Source organism: Methanobrevibacter thaueri (assembly GCF_015062905.1).
In the GTDB taxonomy this organism is placed as follows: Archaea; Methanobacteriota; Methanobacteria; order Methanobacteriales; family Methanobacteriaceae; genus Methanocatella; species Methanocatella thaueri_A.
This window is the reverse complement of record NZ_SUTK01000007.1, coordinates 30,018-44,523: the sequence shown is the minus strand read 5'-3', so window position 1 is coordinate 44,523 and position 14,506 is coordinate 30,018. Positions and strand designations below refer to the sequence as shown.

Genomic DNA, 14,506 nt, shown 5'->3' with positions numbered 1-14,506 from the left:
AGATAAATTTTTACTTTTGAGGTTAATTTTTCTATTAAAGTTATTTGATTATAAAAATAGTAATTAGGAAGTTTTTAATATGGATAAAAAAGTATTTAATCTTTTTTTCATATCATTATTGTTCTTATTCTTAGTTTCATCAGTCAGTGCAACTGATATTCAGGATGACAATATGACTATCCTTTCTAGTGGAAATAATCATTTCATCACTTCCGATTTGTCAAATGATGATATACAGTCACAATTTGATAATGCAAATGATGGAGACACTTTTGAATTTACAGACCCTGAGTATCAGGACATATCTTTGGTTGTAGATAAGAAATTGAACATCATTTCAAAAAAGGATAGTGTAATTTATGTTTCTGATGAAGTGAGCGATAAAGCTAGGGATATGGGAATAGATAAAACTTTCGGATTTTACTTTACATCAAACGCAGCAGGTAGTATCTTATCTGGAATAAATATCGTTGCATCTAACAGCGATTATGGAATAGTTGCAGATAATACAAGAAATATCAAAATAACCAATAATAATGTTACTGGTGGAGGAAATGGTGTTTTGATAAAGAATTCAGATAAAATTACCATGTCTGAAAACGACATTTCAAAAGCCAAGCAAAATGGAGTGCAAATTCAAAATGTAAAGAATAGTATTGTTGAGAGGAATGTTATTTCACTCAATAAAAAATCAGGCATCGAAACATCAAACATTGAATATTGCAAAATATTGAACAATACTATTCATCACAACGGCTTGAACGGAATTTCCACATTCAACAAATCTTCACATACTTTAATTTCAGGAAACAATGTTTATGAGAATACCAACGGAATTTACATCAATTCCACATCAACCAATGATGTTGTAAAGTCAAATTCCATGACTCATAACAGGAAAGACCCAAGGTCCAACATGGGAGGATTTGAAACCGGTAACGGGTTGCTGTTTGGATCAGGATTTAAAAGCCAAGGGGATTCAATACTTAAAGTCGAATATAATTATCTGGCTCACAATGAATTCTATCAGGCCAAGAATTATTGGGAAAATGAAAACTTTGAATTAGGTCAGAATTGGTACAATTCAAATGATCCTACAAACACATTTGTCTGCCCAAGACTTTTAGCATCTCTAATGACATTGGATACATTTTCCGTCAGTAATACATTAACCCTTCAGCTAAGGGATTCCTCCGGAAGGGCGGTCAATGAGTTTGCAACATTCCAGACAAATGTTGAAGTCGATGGAAACGTGTATACTGCAACTTTTGTCAACGGTAGGGCTAGCGTTACTCAGTTGGACCCTAATGTCGACCATAATGTCAGAGTTCAGATTGCCGATGAATATTACAGATATGATGTTAGGGATGCATCCGGTGAAACTGGTGATGCAAAGGATTCAAAAACCTCAGCAAGTGAGGATAATTCTGGTTCTAGCGGAAGCAGTGCAAGTGGAACTTCTGAAGTTCAGGGAAATTCCAATTCCCAAGGCGCTTCAAATGGGGGAGATTCATCAGGTTCACATATTGCAAATTCAGACAAATCCGGCAATTACGGAACTAACAGTTCAGATATTCCGTCTCAAGACACATCTGATAACGGTAATGATGCACTGTCCAATGGTGATTTAAATGCAGGCGATTCCGGAAGCGGTGATGCAATGGATGAAGGAAAAGCATATGAGATAATTCCTCCGGTCACAACATCAAAAGAGCTTACCAATACATCAGGGCTTGTGGTATTAAGTATTCTATCTATCATGGGAATGCTTATCTATGGATATTGGCGTAAAGATGAATTCGAACATTAAAATTTTCCTTTTTTTCTTTTTTAATTTATTAACTACTTTTAACAAATATTTAATCAATGACAGTCAAAAATCATTCCATTAAAATAAATACGAACAGAAACTTTGAAATCATTGACATCACATCTAAAATCAACGAACTGATTGATGTTGAAAACGGAATAATCTCCATTTTTTCAAAGCATTCCACATCCGCCATTGTTGTCAATGAAAACGAATCCGGTCTATTGAACGATTTGGAATTCACTTTAGATAATCTCATTACTGATAAGTTTACATATCAGCATGACAGAATCGATGACAATGCAAAGTCTCATCTGAAATCATTTCTGCTTTCATCAAGCGAGTGTCTTCCAATCAAAAACGGCAGATTGGATCTGGGCACCTGGCAGTCAGTTTTTTTCATAGAACTCGATGGGCCGAGACATAACCGAACCATAAGTTTAACAATAATAGGGGAATAATATATTAATAAGATGTGAATAATAGGAGAAATTTTTATGGATGATGAAACTCTAAAAACTTATGGATATGTAATCAGCTCTTCATATAGGGAAAAATCAGTCAAATCTCTTAACAATGGAGACAAGATACCGACCGATCTGGCGGAAGACATCGGAATTCGCACCAATCACATTTCAAAGGTTTTGCGTGAGCTTAAGGAATGCGGTGTTGCGGAATGCATAAATGAGGAAAAACGCAAAAATAGAGTATACAGGCTAACACCTAAGGGTGAAGATGTAGCTAAACTTATCGATTAATGTTAATTTTTTAATGTGGTGTTTTTAAATTGAGGCGATGGACAATAATTTTGATAGCTATTATAATTCTTTTATTTATTTTGATACTCATCTTTAATTATTATGGCACTTCACCACAGGTCAATGAGTACGCCCAAATGGAAACCCAGATGAGAAAATTGTGGTATTGAAAAAGAATTTAGTTTAGAAATTCTATTTCAAACGCAATTACCGGGTACTCTAAAGTAAAGTTTGTAATTACTTCAGGGGAAACCTCACCAAAGAAACCTTTAACGGAACCTTTTTCAGCCGCACCGGTTACATCGGCAACTCTTCCCGGAATGAATGTCTTGTTTTCACTGTCAGATATTTCCATTGAATAGCCGAGATTGGACAATACGCTTGTAACGACAGATTTGATTTCTGTAAAGTTTGCGGATGAATGACAGATTACTCCAGCTAATTTTTTGGAAGCGACAGTCTTGTTTTCTGTGGTTTCGTCAAGGTATAGCACGTCACCTATTTCAAAGATCTTTTGAGGCAGGTCCTCATGCTTGTTGTCCTCCAAGAATTCCATCAGGGAATTGATCAGGCTTGTTCTAATCATGGTTCTGTCAATTGTAATCGGTCTTGCAACCTGAACATGAGGCTTTTCTTCCTGATTCATGTTTTTGTAGTGTGCTTCCTCACTGGTAAGCATCAGGCTCATAACTTCCTGGAAGCCTAAACCGATCATCACTTCACGGATTATGCTTTCTGCCTTAAACCAGTTGTTTTCATAAGCTACAGTATTGATGTCAGGCAATTCGGCCACAACATCGTTGATGTGGTATTGCACTGCGATATTTTCAACAATATCGACTTCGTGCAGGATGTCCACCCTATATGCAGGAATGATTGCCTTAACCTCATTGTCATCAATGATTTCAGCATCAAAACGGGCCTTTAAAAGCAAATCATGAATGTCCTGTGCAGTCAGGCTGGTTCCACCAATCAGTTCATTTGCAGTATCGACATGAACATTCATCTCTTGTGGAGTCAAATCAGGAGTTTTGATGGTCTTGTCTTCATATCTGACTTCCATGGATTTGATTTGTCCTCCAACTTCAGCAAATGAGGAGCAGATGATGTTTAATGCCTGGTTGACTGCCCTTTCGTCAGTACCTGTCACGTCAACAATGATATTGTGAGTGTCCTCTTTAAGTTTGGTTAGCTCTCCGTTAATGATCGGAGGCATTGATAGGACATTATCATCTTTGTCTAGAATTAATGGATATTTGTCAAAGTCTTCAATCAAATGAGCATAATCCTTACCTTTGTCATGCTCAGTCAAGATTTCATTTGGAGTCATTTCTGCATCTTTTTCTAAAGGAACAAAAGCGTTTGCGTCTTTAGGTGTTGCAATATATTTGAATGGACCTTCAACAACATCTGCATTGTGGATACCTATAGCCACTTTTTTCCTGTCCCTTCCAATAACCCAATGAAGGTTTTCTTGGAAATCCATGCAGTACTTGAGCTTGTCGCCAGTAAAGTCAACATTGTCGATTTTTGCAAATCCTATATATGGTCTGATTGCTGCAACATCCTTGTCTACAGTTACATATTCTCCGGATTCTTCAACCTTATAGTCTGGAAAACCGATTTCTTGACCGATAAATCCCTTAAAAGATCTAGCTACTCCTTCAACAGACAAATTGTCAGGTCGGTTAGGGAAAAATTCCACTTTGATTTCCTCATCATCAAAGTCTTCAATGTCACTAGACATCATAGGTAAGGTGTCTATTAATTCATCTTTGTCCATATCTATTCCTAAATCTTTTAAATCTTGATATTTGAATGTTATAACTGGCATTTAATAACTCCATTACTTTATAATCCATAAATTAAAATGAAAAATAGAGACTCAACTGCAAAGTGAAGCGCTCTATGTTCTAACTCGCCCATATTGCGTATGAATACTGTATGGGTTACATCAATTACAAAATGAACAAGGGCTGCTAGAATTCCAACAGTAGGATTTAAAAATACTATTGACAGTACAATGAAATGAAATCCTGCTTCCATAATCTCATGAATTACCCAGGTTTGCCAGGTAGAATGTGTGGATTGTTGGATTATTCCACCTAAAATGATGTAGAAGTTATTTAAAACTTTCCACATTAGAGTGGTGTGTAATATATCGCTTATAGCTAAAACAATTGCAACATAAAACCATAATAAATTCATTCTTTTACACAGTCCTTATTTTTGATAATATTAATAATATGATTTTTTTATATAATATAGTTAACTATTTTTGCATTGTTTTCACTTCGTAAAATTGTTTTCACTTTTTAATATTGATTTAACCTAATAAAATTGCTTTAATTTATAACTAACTACTTTAAATAGTTTTAAAATGATAATCAAATCGTGGAACTGATTTAAAATTAGTTTCATAGGAGGATTTTTTTAAAATGAAAAAAAGCGCTAAAATAGTAATTGCACTGCAAGTAATTTCAACAATTACTGCTATTGTGCAATTACTATGTACTATACTAGGGGGATGATTAATTTATCATCCCTCATGTATGGTAATTATATGCGCTTTTTCATTTATAAATCTTTTCCATGTAAATTAATAGTTATTTTTTGTGTTAGGAGGTAAACAACAATGGTACTTTTGTTGATAATCGTAAATATAATTTTAATTTTGCTGTTTCTAATGGTGTTGTATAAGAATTCTAATTTAGAATATCGAAATATATTAATGAGTTTAATAATTATTCAAATAATTTTAACATCAATAAACCTATTGCTTCAATCACTTTAAAAATTTTTTAAATTTAGAAGTTTAATCTTTCTTTTTCAATTCCATAATTACTTTTTTAAATAATAAACTACATAATTAATAATATTATTTTTACTTAATTATTTTAGGAGAAAATATATGTCAAACCAAGAGATTCCTAAAGACTATGATTTTAAAAAAGAGAAAGTTTGGGAGCAAAAATGGGAAGATGAAAACATCTACAAATACATTGGAGATGGATCTCGTCCTAGATATATTATAGACACTCCCCCGCCATACCCAACAGGCGCCATTCACTTGGGCCACGTATTGAATTGGGTTTACATTGATATGAATGCAAGATACAGAAGACAAAAAGGATTTGACGTCCTGTTCCCACAGGGATGGGACTGCCACGGTCTTCCTACTGAAGTGAAAGTTGAAGAAACTCATGGAATCAAGAAAAATGATGTTTCAAGAGCCAAGTTCAGAGAATATTGTATTGACTTGACCACCAAAAACATTGCAAGCATGAAAAAGGACATGAAGGCAATGGGTTATTCACAGGATTGGACCCGTGAGTTCGTTACAATGAATCCGGATTACATGAAAAGGACCCAATACTCCTTTTTGAAAATGTATGAAGACGGATTGATTTATCAGGGAAAACACCCAGTAAACTGGTGTCCTCGCTGTCAGACAGCTATCGCTTTTGCTGAAGTAGAATATTCCGATAACACTACATTTTTAAACTATGTCAACTTCCCTCCGGCTGTTGAAGATTCCTATGATGATATTGCATCTTCACAGGAGTCAGGCAAACAGGCTGACCCTAAAGAGGAAGGAATTTTGATTGCAACAACCAGGCCTGAACTGATGTCTGCCTGTGTGGCTGTTGTAATTCACCCTGAAGATGAAAGGTACACTCACCTTTTAGGCAAATATGTTGAAGTGCCTTTGTCACACCAGAAAGTAAAAATCATTGCAGATGAAGAGGTAGATCCTGAATTCGGTACAGGTGCGGTAATGATTTGTACCTTTGGGGATAAGACTGACGTAAGCTGGGTTCAAAAATATGACCTTGAAGTCATTGATGTTATGGACGATGACGGCACATTGACTTCTGCTGCAGGAAGATATGAAGGAATGGACCTTCAAAGCTGTAAAAAACAGACTATTGAAGATTTGGATGCTGAAGGATACCTCTTGAAGAAAGAAGAGGTGGACCAAAATGTGGGTCAATGCTGGAGATGTAAAACTCCTGTTGAAATTCTTCTTAAGGAACAGTGGTTTGTAGCGGTCCGTGATTTGATTGAAAAGACCAAAGTTGCAGCGGATGAAATGAAATGGGTGCCTGAACACATGAAATCCCGTATGGTGAACTGGGCAGATTCCATGGAATGGGACTGGTGTATCTCAAGGCAAAGAATATTTGCAACCCCAATTCCTGTATGGTACTGTAAAGACTGTGGAAAAGTCATTTTGCCTGATGTGGAAGACTTGCCAATTGATCCGACTGTTGATAAGCCAAAACATGCATGCGAATGCGGATGTGAAGAGTTCGTACCTGAAGTGGATGTACTTGACACCTGGATGGATTCATCAATTTCACCGCTATCAATTGCAGGATGGCCTGACGAAGATTATGTTAATCATTTCCCATCAAATATCCGTCCGCAAGGACACGACATTATCCGTACATGGGCATTCTACACCACCTTACGTTGTATAGCCTTAACCGGTCAAAAGCCGTTTGACGACATTGTAATCAATGGTATGGTATTCGGTGAAGATGGAAACAAGATGAGTAAATCAAGGCCGGAATTTGTGGTCGGCCCTGAAGAGGTCATTGAAAAATACGGTGCAGACCCATTAAGGACATGGGCTGCAAACAGCGTACCTGGGTCTGACGTAATATTTGACTGGAAAGACATCAAGCACGGATACAGATTCCTCAGAAAATTCTGGAATGCATTCAGATTCATTAGCATGCAGATATTTGATGAGGAAGTTTCATATGAAGATGTCAAGGATAATCTCGGACCATTGGACTTATGGATATTGTCAAAACTCAATAACTTGAACAAAACTGTCGATGAGGCATTTGCAGACTATAACTTCGCACAGACAATCACTCCAATCGAAAGGTTCTTCTGGCATGATTTCTGTGACGAATACATTGAAGCCGTAAAATACAGATTATACACTGACGTTTCAGATGAATCCAGAAAAGCTGCAAAATACACATTAAGGACAGTTGTGGAAACATCCTTGAAATTAATGGCGCCTATTGCGCCGTTCTTCACTGAAGAGGTTTACCAATACTTCTCAGATGAGTCAATCCACACAACCTTATGGCCTGAAGTCTATGAGGAATTAATCAGTGAGGAAATGGAGACAAAAGGGGAAACTACCGTTGAGCTTATTGATGAGGTCAGAAGATTCAAATCAGCATCAAAAATCCCATTGAATGCCGAACTCGCTGAAGTGAACGTTTACACTTCCGATGAGGATTTGGTTGATGTATTCAATCAGTTTGACTCAGACATTAAGGGAACTCTAAAAATCAATGATTTGGCAATCAGCTCAGGAAAACCTGAAGTTCACGAAAAAATCATTGAAGTGGAACCTGACATGTCCCAAATCGGACCGACATTCAAAGGAGATGCCGGCAAAATCATAGGCTATCTAAAATCCACTCCTATTGATGAAATCGGTGCTGTTTTAGAGGAAAATCATGAACTGACAATTGGCGAAATTGTAGTTCCTGAAGACATGCTGAACATCAAAAGGGAGATTGTTGGAGCATCCGGTAAAAAAGTGGATATCCTCCAATCTGAAAACTTAGACATGATTGTTGAAGTAATTAGATAATTACTTCACAAAACTCTTTTTTTTTTTAAAAAATAGGGATAATTAACAACGGATGTTGTTAAATATCGTAAATGTTTACTGCATTTGGTTTGAATTCGTCTTTCTTTTTATCATAGCCTTCTTCAATATAGAATGAGACTTTGACTCCCTCACGGTATTTATTCGGATCTCCCTTAAATTCAAATCCGTTGAAGAAATATGACACTCCATCATCTCCGTTGATGAATCCGGATTTTCCATGAGGGAATATCCTGTGAATCACGCCATGAGTTGGTTGCTGATTTTTAAACTTCAGCTCTTTCCAGTATTTTTTCAGTTCCTTCTCGATTTTCCAATATTCGGTGTTTCCAGTATCCAAACCGGCATCTGCTATTTTCTCTTCTAACTCCTCATCAATGCTCCATTCATTATGGAGCCTTATTGAATAGATTAGATAGGAATGTTTCAGTGCAATTTCAGGTTCGTCATCTTCAAGCAAATCTTCAAGAAGGGAATATAATTTGATTTTTTTATCGCTGTCTCCACGACTTAATGCGGCTGAAGCGGCAAATTCGAGAGATTTGTCCTCTTCTCCTTTAAAGAAATAGTTTTCTGCAATCTCCCATTGGATATACCATTCCTTTTTGAATTTATAGATGTCTGTCAGGTATTCGATCGCTTCGTCATATTCTCCCAATTCCCTGCATGACCTGGCGATTCTCCATTTGAACCAGATATCCCCATTGTTGGTGAAGTTATCTAACTTTTCAAGGGCTTCCTTTGAAACAGCTAAACATTCATCATAGTCTTCAACTTCCTGAAGTGATTTTGATACCCAATTGTAATATTTTTCCTTGTTTGACGCCAATGTCACTTCCCTTCCGTCACTTGTTGTGAAAGAAGATGTCTTAGGACTTAAATAATTAGGATTTAACTTATCTGCCCATATAAGGAGGTTCTCATAGTCATTGTTTTTATATAGATGGTCAAGAAGCTTCATCATGGATAGGGTATATGCGCAAACACCATCCTTTTTGGAAAGGTCTTCCTGTGGCACTAACTGTGTTATTGATTCTACCGCTTCAAATAACGCTGTTTCATCTTCAGGATTTTTCACATAAAGTTGATATAAAGCCCAGCTGTAGAATCTCTTGTCCCAAATTGTAAACGCTTCCGGATGGTCAATATAGAGTGATTCGTATAAATCTTTTGCTTCTTCGTATTTTTTGCTTTGGTAATTCTTTTTTGCTTGAGCCAAATCCTTTTTAATGTTTTCACTCATGTTTTCACCACACTCATGTTCATATGTGTATAAATTGTTATATGAATTATTTAAATGTTGATGTTTAATTTTCACATTCTGTTTTAAAATCAATCTTGTAATTGCTTTAAAATTTTATTTCTTGATGTAAATATTGTTTTTACTCAATTAAAAGTATATATGTAAGTTAATGCATAATTAATTAATGGAGATGGGCTTTAATTAATTTTGGTTGAATAATTAATTCCTCCTGTGGTGTTTTAGAATTCCTTGATTTAAGTTTAAAAAAATTTCTTTTGATGGTAATGGTTGGCCTATCTCCACTATTTTCCTTGAATCAATACTTTATGATGTGGATTCATTGATGGCTGTAATTAATGAAAACGGTAGATTTAAAGTAGGTTCTCTTTGGAAGGTTATCGTAAAATATGTTCTGCCATGCTTTTTAATAATAATTTGGCTGATTGGGGTATATAACTTATTAATGGACCTTGATCCATTTGAAAAGATTGTGTATATTGTTATAACGGTGGTAGTGCTGTTATTCAGCGGAATTTTAACTAAAATTCCTTCGGATTAAATGAAAAAGATTTAATCCGAAATTTTTTTCATTTTCAAATTGGCAACTTTCCGGTGTATTGTTCTATCTCTGTTTTGGCGTTATCTAAATTCACTCCGGTTTTTTCCTCAACTGCGGATTTAACCTCAGTTAAATTGGTGCTGTTTACATAATCATTTGCCTTAGACTGCAGGTCTCCAGTCATGTTTTTTACAGTGGAGATGGTATCGTTTAAATCAGTATTGTCCGGATAAACATTTTTGTATCTTACTGATTGGGCCATATGAACCGCAATGTCCTTGTCGTTGCAACAGATTAGGATATTGTCGTGAGTGGTTTCATTAGCCAATGGAATGCAATAGAATTTGCCGTTATAATTTACTTTAATTATGTCAAATATGTGGATTTCCAATAATTCATCAGCATTTATCACGTAACATGTAAAACCGTCAATGTTTTGTTTTTCTCCATTTTTTATAAGCTCGTTTAAGGTATTAAAGCCTAATTCACTTACTTTGATAAGATTTTTGTCCTCATAACTGTTGTATGTAACAAGTATTCCCTTGTCCCAGTTCCAAATTTTGGCGCCTTCAACATTTCCGTTAAATTTGGTTTGGTTGGCAGGAACCTCTATGCTTGTTCCGTTTGGTGTTATGTCAATTCTTTCATAATTTACTGAGGTCAACATTACTAGAATAATGCCGGCTATTATGATTAAGAATATTACACCAATAATAATTATTTTTTTATTATCCATTTTCATACCTTCTTTATAGAATCCTATGTTGATTTACTAAAGCTATTGTAAATAGGAAAAAGCAATCCTATGTTAATTAAAATTATGTTTAATGATATATAAAAACAAGTAAATAAATTCATTCAGTTAAATCTTTTTGAATAACTTTTAAATAATACTTTTACAATAAATTAGTACTGTCTCTTTTTAAGAGCATGAAAAAAGTTAAATAGGGGTGAAAATATGGATGTAATAGAAATAATTAAGGATGCTTTTCTCTTTCCATCAAAAGACATAAAAGTATTGGTGATTTATGTTCTACTGTCAATATTGGCGGGGGTATTTTCTTTTATAGGAACATTTGTTTATATATTAGGATTCATTACTCCTGAATGTTTTATGTGGGGTGGAATAGCTTTTATTGTTTCAATGTTAATTGGATGGGTATTGGCCGGTTATTTAATCAGCATTATCAAATCTGGAATTGAGCTTGATGATGAAGTTCCTGGGTTTGAATGGTGGGAAAATTTCATCACCGGTTTTAATAATTTCATTGTCACAATAGTCTACTTCATAATCCCTGCATTCATTGTTGTAGTTGTGGGATATCTTACAAATATTTACGGCAATTTTATGATAATTGCTAATGAAGTTATGTCACAGGCACAAAATGTTTATATGGGAAATTCCACCTTTATATTGTCTGAAGCTGCATCTCAGGCAATTGCCAATTTGATGATTTCTTTATCTGTCACTATTATGGTTGCTTTAGTCTTATTTGTAATCTTTTCATTCTTACAAACTATGGCTCAAGCAAGATTGGCAAATACTGGCAGTCTAGGTGAAGCTTTAAATGTTGTTGAAGCAGCAAAAGACATAAGAAGAATAGGTGTAGGTAAGGTAATAGTAGTGATCTTATTGATTATCATAATTATTGCAGTTATTGAGATGATTTTATCATCTGTTCCATTTTTAGCAATCCTTTCAATAATAATAAGTCCATACTTGTTATTCTTTGCTCAAAGAGCTGTTGGATTGTTATATTCTGATATAGCTTAATTTTTTAAGCTATATATTTATTTTTTTTGATTCTATTTTTGAAATTAACCAATATCATTTTCAATTTTTTTAATAACCCTTGCGGGAACTCCAAGTGCAAGTGAATTGTCGGGGATGTCTTTAGTAACCACCGCACCGGCACCAACAACCACATTATCGCCGATGCTTACTCCAGGAAGAATTGTCACGTTGGCACCTAACCATACATCATTGCCGATTCTGATTTCTGATGCCTGTCCCAAATGTTCACGTCTTTTTTTGGGAGATAATGGGTGGCCGACGGTCGTTATTGTAGTGTTGGGACCTATCATTACATTATCTCCAATGTATACCTCTTTGATGTCAAGTATTGTCAAATTGAAGTTTGCAGTAAAGTTGTTGCCTATGAAAATGTTTTTGCCATTATCGAAACAGAATCGCTTTGCAATCCACACTTTTTCCCCTACTGAACCCAAAATCTCGCTTAGCACTTCATGCTGCTTGTCCAGATCGTCTTCTGCAAGAGAATTAAAGATATTGGCATTTTCGATTGCATGTAATTTCATTAGTGATATTTCCTCATCGTCATAGCAGTATTCAAGTCCGGCTTGCATCTTTTCTATTTCTTTCATAGTTAAATATTTATTAATTTAATTTAAAAATAGTTATTGATACAATGATTCTTAAGGTAAAAAATATTTCAGAAATAGGTGGGGTAGTTAAAGCACCACCATCCAAAAGCTATTCACACAGAGCAGTGATTTTAGCTTCACTTGCTGAAGGGACTTCTAAATTGTATGACATGCTATATTCAGAAGATACATTGTCCTCAATTAGGGTATGTAAAGCTTTAGGCGCTAAAATAAATAGGACCGATGATTATTTGGAAGTAATTGGAACCGGAGGCAAATTACATAACTCTTCTGCCGAACCAATTGATTTGGCAAACTCAGGAACTACCTTAAGATTAATGACTTCAGTTTCGTCTTTAAGCGATAATGAAGTTACTTTAACTGGTGATGACTCTTTACAAACCCGTCCGATGGGACTTCTTATGGATGCATTGTTGCCGTTGGGAGTTGAAACCAGTTCTTTAAAAGATAATGACAAGGCGCCGATCTTAATAAAGCCGGGTTATGCGGGCGGCGAAACCAATATAATGGGAAATGTCAGCTCACAGTTCATATCATCAATTCTCATTTCTGCTCCATTGTCTAAAAAGGGCGTAAGATTGTATGTATTGCCTGAATTCAAATCAAAGCCTTATGTTAATATGACATTGGATATCATGAGGAAATTCGGTGTTAAGACTCTAAAAGGGTATTATTTGAAGCATGAAAACTGCGATAAGGAGTATCAAGGCTGCAGAATTGATGAGTTCCTTGTAAGAAAGCAGAATTATGTTGCCTGTGATTATACTGTTGAGGGAGACTATTCTTCAGCATCATACCTGCTTGCACTGATTGCAATTAACGGCGGAAAAGCCAAGATCAAAAACTTGTTCAGGGATTCCAAGCAGGGTGACAAGTTCATTTTGGATATACTGCAGAAGATGGGTGCTACAATCATCCGTGGAGAGGATTATGTGGAAATCGCTTCTGAAGGAAATCTGAAGGCGATTGATGTTGACCTTTCAAATGCTCCTGATTTATTGATTACCGTTGCGGTGCTGGCGGCAATGGCTGAAGGCACAACCAACATTACTGGAGTGGCCCATGCAAGGGTTAAGGAAACTGACAGGATAGATACAACCTGCAGGGAATTGGAGAAATTGGGCTGCAAGCTAACTGAAATGGAAGATGGCATGAGCATAACAGGTGGTGTAAATTCAGGTGTTGTTGATTCACATGGAGACCACAGATTGGCTATGGCATTCAGTTTAATTGGCCTTAATCATGATATTGAAATTACAAACGGAGAAGTCTTTGACGTGTCTTTTCCTAATTTCATTGAAGCGATGGCAGAACTTGGATTTGAATTGGAGTTAAAAAATGAATAATGAAGAACGTGTTATCAAGTTGATTGAAGAGCTGGAGAGTGTTTTTGAGATAAGGACTTTCCTTGACCATGATCCGTATAAGGTTTTAATCAGAACCATACTGTCTCAAAGGACAAGGGATGAAAATACTGACCAGGCAACCAATAATCTGTTTGCCAAATATCCGGATATTTATGCTGTTGTTGATGCTCCGATTGATGATGTTAAGGAGCTAATCAGACCTGCCGGTTTTTACAATGTCAAAGCGGGCAGAATTCAGGAGGTTTCACAGATTTTGATTGACCAATATGGCGGTGAGGTTCCGGATACTGTTGAGGAAATGATTAAGCTTCCAGGTGTAGGCCGCAAAACCGCAAACTGTGTCATGGTTTTTGCCTTTGAGCTTCCGGCAATTCCTGTTGATACTCATGTTCACAGAATTTCCAATCGTTTGGGACTTGTTGACACTAAAGACCCTGAAGAAACCGAGGTTGAATTGTGCAAGATTGCTCCTGAGGAGTTATGGATCAAATTGAATGATTTGATGGTTCAGTTTGGCCAGAACATCTGCAAACCGATAGGTCCTCAGTGTGAGATTTGTCCCTGCACTGATATTTGCGATTATTTCAAGGAAAATATCTAACTAATTTTTAGTCATACCAAAACATTTATAAAGTAAAACAATGTTATATAACAATAGTTATTATAACGAATGTTATATAACTTTTAAAGTAACCCCTTTAATATGCCCTAAAATATAA

Annotated in this window: 13 protein-coding genes; 8 read left to right on the top strand and 5 right to left on the bottom strand. The window is 35.8% G+C overall.

Features of this window, described 5'->3' with window-relative positions; genetic code table 11:
• The first annotated feature begins 79 nt into the window (after positions 1–79).
• Genes E7Z79_RS02725 through E7Z79_RS02715 form a run of 3 tightly spaced genes read left to right on the top strand, consistent with a single transcriptional unit; the run spans position 80 to position 2,568 of the window.
• Positions 80–1,810, top strand: a complete 1,731-nt coding sequence (locus E7Z79_RS02725) for a right-handed parallel beta-helix repeat-containing protein (RefSeq protein ID WP_303738447.1) — start codon at positions 80–82, stop codon at positions 1,808–1,810.
• A gap of 56 nt (positions 1,811–1,866) precedes the next feature.
• Positions 1,867–2,271: a secondary thiamine-phosphate synthase enzyme YjbQ gene (locus tag E7Z79_RS02720; protein WP_303738446.1), complete on the top strand. Its 405-nt coding sequence runs from the start codon at positions 1,867–1,869 to the stop codon at positions 2,269–2,271.
• Between the two features lie 36 nt (positions 2,272–2,307).
• Positions 2,308–2,568, top strand: coding sequence for a winged helix-turn-helix domain-containing protein (locus tag E7Z79_RS02715; RefSeq protein ID WP_303738445.1), 261 nt, complete (start codon positions 2,308–2,310; stop codon positions 2,566–2,568).
• Between the two features lie 178 nt (positions 2,569–2,746).
• Here E7Z79_RS02715 and pheT read toward each other — a convergent pair whose 3' ends face one another.
• Positions 2,747–4,402 carry a phenylalanine--tRNA ligase subunit beta gene (gene pheT, locus E7Z79_RS02710; RefSeq protein WP_303738444.1) on the bottom strand — a complete coding sequence of 552 codons (1,656 nt, stop codon included), beginning with the start codon at positions 4,400–4,402 and terminating at the stop codon, positions 2,747–2,749.
• A gap of 17 nt (positions 4,403–4,419) precedes the next feature.
• Positions 4,420–4,776 carry a hypothetical protein gene (locus tag E7Z79_RS02705; RefSeq protein WP_303738443.1) on the bottom strand — a complete coding sequence of 119 codons (357 nt, stop codon included), beginning with the start codon at positions 4,774–4,776 and terminating at the stop codon, positions 4,420–4,422.
• A gap of 703 nt (positions 4,777–5,479) precedes the next feature.
• Here E7Z79_RS02705 and E7Z79_RS02700 point away from each other — a divergent pair.
• Positions 5,480–8,194 carry a valine--tRNA ligase gene (locus E7Z79_RS02700; RefSeq protein WP_303738442.1) on the top strand — a complete coding sequence of 905 codons (2,715 nt, stop codon included), beginning with the start codon at positions 5,480–5,482 and terminating at the stop codon, positions 8,192–8,194.
• Between the two features lie 58 nt (positions 8,195–8,252).
• Here E7Z79_RS02700 and E7Z79_RS02695 read toward each other — a convergent pair whose 3' ends face one another.
• On the bottom strand, positions 8,253–9,455 hold the full coding sequence (locus E7Z79_RS02695; protein ID WP_303738441.1) for a tetratricopeptide repeat protein: 1,203 nt from the start codon (positions 9,453–9,455) through the stop codon (positions 8,253–8,255).
• 343 nt (positions 9,456–9,798) lie between these two features.
• On the opposite strand from E7Z79_RS02695, the gene E7Z79_RS02690 reads away from it, so the two are divergent.
• The gene (locus E7Z79_RS02690) at positions 9,799–10,014 is read left to right on the top strand and encodes a hypothetical protein (RefSeq protein WP_303738440.1); all 216 of its coding nucleotides are present in this window, start codon (positions 9,799–9,801) and stop codon (positions 10,012–10,014) included.
• 34 nt (positions 10,015–10,048) lie between these two features.
• Here the strand turns inward: E7Z79_RS02690 and E7Z79_RS02685 are convergent, their stop codons facing one another.
• Positions 10,049–10,750, bottom strand: a complete 702-nt coding sequence (locus E7Z79_RS02685; RefSeq protein ID WP_303738439.1) for a hypothetical protein — start codon at positions 10,748–10,750, stop codon at positions 10,049–10,051.
• A 222-nt stretch (positions 10,751–10,972) separates the two neighbouring features.
• On the opposite strand from E7Z79_RS02685, the gene E7Z79_RS02680 reads away from it, so the two are divergent.
• Positions 10,973–11,788, top strand: coding sequence for a DUF4013 domain-containing protein (locus E7Z79_RS02680; protein WP_303738438.1), 816 nt, complete (start codon positions 10,973–10,975; stop codon positions 11,786–11,788).
• Positions 11,789–11,832: 44 nt separating this feature from the next.
• On the opposite strand, the gene E7Z79_RS02675 is transcribed toward E7Z79_RS02680, so the two are convergent.
• Positions 11,833–12,399 (bottom strand): sugar O-acetyltransferase, encoded by a 567-nt coding sequence (locus E7Z79_RS02675; protein WP_303738437.1) that lies wholly within the window; start codon positions 12,397–12,399, stop codon positions 11,833–11,835.
• A 44-nt stretch (positions 12,400–12,443) separates the two neighbouring features.
• Between E7Z79_RS02675 and aroA the strand changes: the two genes are divergently transcribed.
• Together aroA and nth are read left to right on the top strand one after the other, a co-directional pair.
• Complete coding sequence (gene aroA, locus E7Z79_RS02670; RefSeq protein ID WP_303738436.1) at positions 12,444–13,766, top strand: 3-phosphoshikimate 1-carboxyvinyltransferase; 1,323 nt, start codon at positions 12,444–12,446, stop codon at positions 13,764–13,766.
• Positions 13,759–14,388, top strand: coding sequence for an endonuclease III (nth, locus tag E7Z79_RS02665; protein WP_303738435.1), 630 nt, complete (start codon positions 13,759–13,761; stop codon positions 14,386–14,388). Before aroA ends, nth begins: the two co-directional genes overlap by 8 nt.
• The last annotated feature ends 118 nt before the right edge of the window (positions 14,389–14,506 follow it).

Bases quoted from the DNA above. Each gene is read 5' to 3' on its own strand.
- E7Z79_RS02725 (WP_303738447.1), top strand. From the start codon at position 80: ATGGATAAAAAAGTATTTAATCTTTTTTTCATATCATTATTGTTCTTA.
- E7Z79_RS02720 (WP_303738446.1), top strand. From the start codon at position 1,867: ATGACAGTCAAAAATCATTCCATTAAAATAAATACGAACAGAAACTTT.
- E7Z79_RS02715 (WP_303738445.1), top strand. From the start codon at position 2,308: ATGGATGATGAAACTCTAAAAACTTATGGATATGTAATCAGCTCTTCA.
- pheT (WP_303738444.1), bottom strand. From the start codon at position 4,402: ATGCCAGTTATAACATTCAAATATCAAGATTTAAAAGATTTAGGAATA.
- E7Z79_RS02705 (WP_303738443.1), bottom strand. From the start codon at position 4,776: ATGAATTTATTATGGTTTTATGTTGCAATTGTTTTAGCTATAAGCGAT.
- E7Z79_RS02700 (WP_303738442.1), top strand. From the start codon at position 5,480: ATGTCAAACCAAGAGATTCCTAAAGACTATGATTTTAAAAAAGAGAAA.
- E7Z79_RS02695 (WP_303738441.1), bottom strand. From the start codon at position 9,455: ATGAGTGAAAACATTAAAAAGGATTTGGCTCAAGCAAAAAAGAATTAC.
- E7Z79_RS02690 (WP_303738440.1), top strand. From the start codon at position 9,799: ATGGCTGTAATTAATGAAAACGGTAGATTTAAAGTAGGTTCTCTTTGG.
- E7Z79_RS02685 (WP_303738439.1), bottom strand. From the start codon at position 10,750: ATGGATAATAAAAAAATAATTATTATTGGTGTAATATTCTTAATCATA.
- E7Z79_RS02680 (WP_303738438.1), top strand. From the start codon at position 10,973: ATGGATGTAATAGAAATAATTAAGGATGCTTTTCTCTTTCCATCAAAA.
- E7Z79_RS02675 (WP_303738437.1), bottom strand. From the start codon at position 12,399: ATGAAAGAAATAGAAAAGATGCAAGCCGGACTTGAATACTGCTATGAC.
- aroA (WP_303738436.1), top strand. From the start codon at position 12,444: ATGATTCTTAAGGTAAAAAATATTTCAGAAATAGGTGGGGTAGTTAAA.
- nth (WP_303738435.1), top strand. From the start codon at position 13,759: ATGAATAATGAAGAACGTGTTATCAAGTTGATTGAAGAGCTGGAGAGT.